Below are 3,656 nucleotides of genomic sequence, written 5' to 3'. Positions count from 1 at the left end.
GGCTCGGGAGCACACCCCCTCACCCGGATCGCAAGAGCGATCCGACCTCTCCCCGGTGGGGAGAGGTAACCGTGCGTCGCTGTGAGAGACAGCGATTGTGGATCACGCGATTAGAACGTCTTGCGATAACCAACAGTGACCGTGCGGCCCCATGAATAGACCGGAAGGTTGCGCACCGAGGTCGCGGTCGGGTTCTGCACGGTGGCATCGAACAGGTTGTTGACCGCCGCATAGGCCTCGCCGCCATAGACGGGGCCGCTGAGCGCAGCATTCATCGTGAAGCCGCCCTCGATCGGATAGGTGGTGTTGGCGAGATTGATGCCGCGGTTGCGGCCGGACCAGCCCTCGCCCTCGACGCGCAGCTTGATGCCGTTGTCGAAGCGATAGTCGCCGAAGATCAGGCCGCGCACCGGCGTGGCGATGCGGTTGTTCGGCAGCCATGAATCCAGCACGCCATCCTTGTTGCTGTCATAGCGGCCTTCCTTGTAACCGATCGTGGTGCCGAAGGTGAAGTTTGAGGTGATCGCCATTTCGCCGATATATTCGACGCCGTAGATCATTTCCTTCTGCTGCGAGATCAGGTTGGTGACGGGATCGAAGGTCACGCCCTTTTCCGAGGTGGAAACGAAGCCGGTGATGCTGCCCTTGTAGGGGCCGTTGCCGCCGCGAATGCCGAGTTCGTAATTGTTGACGATCTGCGGCTCCGGCGCGATCGAGGTGAAGCTGATGGTCTGGCGCGCCGGCGTCAGGCAGTTCGGCACGGCCAGCGTACAGGCATAGGCGGTGGAGGACAGGCCGGCGCGGCGGGTATAGGCGCCGACATCGGGCAGCGCATAGCCCTGCGAGAAGCCGCCGAACATCTCGATCTGCGGCGCCAGCTTGAAGGTGGCCCCGAGATTGTAGGTCGGCGAGGCATATTCATACTCGCCGCCGATGACATTGAGCTGCGGCAGCACCAGCGCCACCACGCTGGCGCCGATCGGCGTCTGCGCATAGGCCGTCGGCCGCTGGAAATTGTTCACGCTGAGATCGAAATGCTCATAGCGCACACCGCCACGCACGGTGAGACGATCGGTGACCGGCACCTGCGCCAGCGCGAAGCCGGCGGTCGTCACCTGGGTGAGCGGGGTGAACACGTCGCGGCCGTCGGTGAGGGTCTGCCACGTCTTGTCGTGAACGACGTCGGTGCCCCAAGTGATGCGGGCGCCGTTCCAGATCCTGTCGAGCGGCGTATCGATCGACAGGTTCATGCCGCCGCGCTCGGAATACAGCGTGGTCTGGTTGGCCGGGCTGGTCGGGCTCAGGGGATTGCCGGAATAATAGACCAGCGAATTATAGGGGTAGGAGAATTCCGAATAGTTGAAGCGCTTCTTGATGTCGTTATAGAAGCCGACCACGCTCAGATTGCCGAGGATGAAGTTGCTGTCGCTATAGCGCAACTGGATGGTGCGGGTGTCTTCCAGCACGCTCTGGCCGGTATAGGGCTTTATGAAATCCGGCTGCGCATAGGCGCCGGCATAATTGGTGAGGTAGCGCGGCGTCTGGTCAAGATAGAACTGCGCGATCGAGGCCTCGATGCGCTTGCCGCCGTCGAAATCGTAGCCGACCTTGCCCAGGAAGTTTCCGCTGACAAAGCGATCGCCGCCGCCCTGCCCGAGCATGCCGTCCGATGGAAGCTCACGACCTGCACCGTCATAGGTCTTCTGCGCGCCACGGCCACTGCCGACAAACAGGTAATCGATGCCATTGGCGCCCTTGCCGCTGACCGTCGCGGACACTTCCGGCGCCAAGGAGCCGCCGACATCGGCGGTGAAGCTGCGCAGCGCCGTGTTGACGCTGACGCGAGGGCCACCTTCCTGCGCCTTCTTGGTGATAAAATTGACGGTGCCGCCCGTGGCGCCCGCGCCATAGAGGCTGGATGCACCGGCGACGAGTTCGATCCGCTCGATGGAATTCAGATCGATCAGCGACAGGATGCGCGACACATCACGCAGCGGCGTGGTCAGCGGCACGCCGTCCATCAGCACCAGCAGGTCGCGACCGCGATAGCTTTCCGAGGCGCCGGAAATCGTCTGGTTGGACACCGAGAAGCCCGGCAACAGCTTGGCCAACACAGCCGAGGCGCTGCCCGTCTGCTTGAGCTGTTCCTCGATCTCCTGTCGCTGCACCACCTGCACCGTTTGCGGGATATCCGAGATCGCGCGCTCGGCGCGCGCTGCGGTTACGGTGATCTCCTCGAGCGCCACCGGCGCACGCTGCTGCGCGCTTGCCTGGGTCGCGATGAGTCCGATGGCCGGGATGAGAAGGTATTTGCTGGTGCGCATGATGCTCGGGCTCTTCCGTTCGATCGTGGAGACGTCTCACGGCAGCAAGCGAGCGGGTCAATCGACCATGGTCAGCCTCACTTTGGAATCAATGTAAATTCCATCAGTGGCTTTACGCTTCTTACGTCTGCGCAATCCGTCTATCTTCATCCGCAGCGATACTTCACGGCTCACGCGCAAGACTTGGACTCGGTGACTTGATAGTCGGACTGGAGCGAACGAACCGATTTGGATCTGGTGCTGTGGCAAAGCGGCATCAGTTGCAGTCGCCGTCTTGCGCCGAGGCTGCACCCGACTGCCCATTGGTGCCGCTCTGGCTCGTCGCCGACGATATCGACGATCATCTGCGCCAGCCGCTCGAAGCGCGGCTGCCGTGGAAGACGGTGCAGCGCGATTCCCTCGGCTCGTTTCGCGCGGCGCCGTTCCAGTCCAAGGCGATCCTGCAGATGCAGCCGCATCTCGGCCTGATGTCGTGCTTCGATCCCGCCCCGCGCTGGGACATTCGCGACATCGCCAGTGACGACGACACCAACGATCTTCTGATCGTCCGCCCATCCGATGGCATCGTGACCGTCGAGCAAGGCGGCCAGCGCCAGACCTGCATGCAGCGCGAAGCCATCGTGCTCGATGCCAGTCGCGCCGCCACCTTCCTGATGAATGATGTCAGCCGCGTCGACTGCCTGCTGATCGCATGCGAGGCCCGCAGCGACATGCGGCACATCCCCCACGACAATGGCGGCCTGATCGCGCTCGGCCATTACGCAGCCGCCGTGATGCGCGGATTGCTGCCGATGAACTCCGCAGCGCTGGCTGGCCTCGCCGTCGATTATATGAGCGGCCTCGTCGCCACCATGATTGCGGAAGCCGAGGCACCCGCGAAATTGACGGCGCGGCGGCAGGATCGCCCGGCCATCTCGCTGCTGTCGTTGAAGGCGGACATCGAGGCGAGCCTCGGCCAGAATCTGTCGCTCGAACAGCTCGCCACCACCCATGGCGTGACGACACGCTATTTCCAGAAGCTGTTCGAAGCGGAGGGGCGCACCTTTTCGGATTATCTGCTGGAACGGCGACTGGAGCGTGCCTTCCAGATGCTGCGCGACGGCCATCGCACCGAGCGCAGCGTCAGCGCCATCGCCTTCGAAGTCGGCTTCGGCGATCTGTCTTATTTCAACCGTACCTTCAAGAAGCGCTTTGGCGCGACACCACGCGAGATCCGCACGCGGTTCGATGTGATCAGGGTGACGGCGCTCGCGGCGCGCGAGGCGAGTTAGCAAACTCCGCCCGTCGTCCCCGCGAAGGCGGGGACCCATAACCACCGTCATCTCGTCTCAA

The 3,656-nt window shown here is 63.0% G+C and carries 2 protein-coding genes; one reads left to right on the top strand and one right to left on the bottom strand.

The window, feature by feature from the left end:
* Window positions 1-110: 110 nt before the first annotated feature.
* A complete protein-coding gene (locus tag ACIQ2A_RS25680; RefSeq protein ID WP_398484864.1) occupies window positions 111-2,324 on the bottom strand; it encodes a TonB-dependent receptor in 2,214 nt (737 codons plus the stop codon).
* 242 nt (window positions 2,325-2,566) lie between these two features.
* On the opposite strand from ACIQ2A_RS25680, the gene ACIQ2A_RS25675 reads away from it, so the two are divergent.
* Window positions 2,567-3,595 carry a helix-turn-helix transcriptional regulator gene (locus ACIQ2A_RS25675; protein ID WP_398484862.1) on the top strand — a complete coding sequence of 343 codons (1,029 nt, stop codon included), beginning with the start codon at window positions 2,567-2,569 and terminating at the stop codon, window positions 3,593-3,595.
* Window positions 3,596-3,656 lie beyond the last annotated feature (61 nt).

This window comes from Tardiphaga sp., assembly GCF_044336785.1.
In the GTDB taxonomy this organism is placed as follows: Bacteria; Pseudomonadota; Alphaproteobacteria; order Rhizobiales; family Xanthobacteraceae; genus Tardiphaga.
This window is presented reverse-complemented; position numbering and strand designations above follow the sequence as displayed.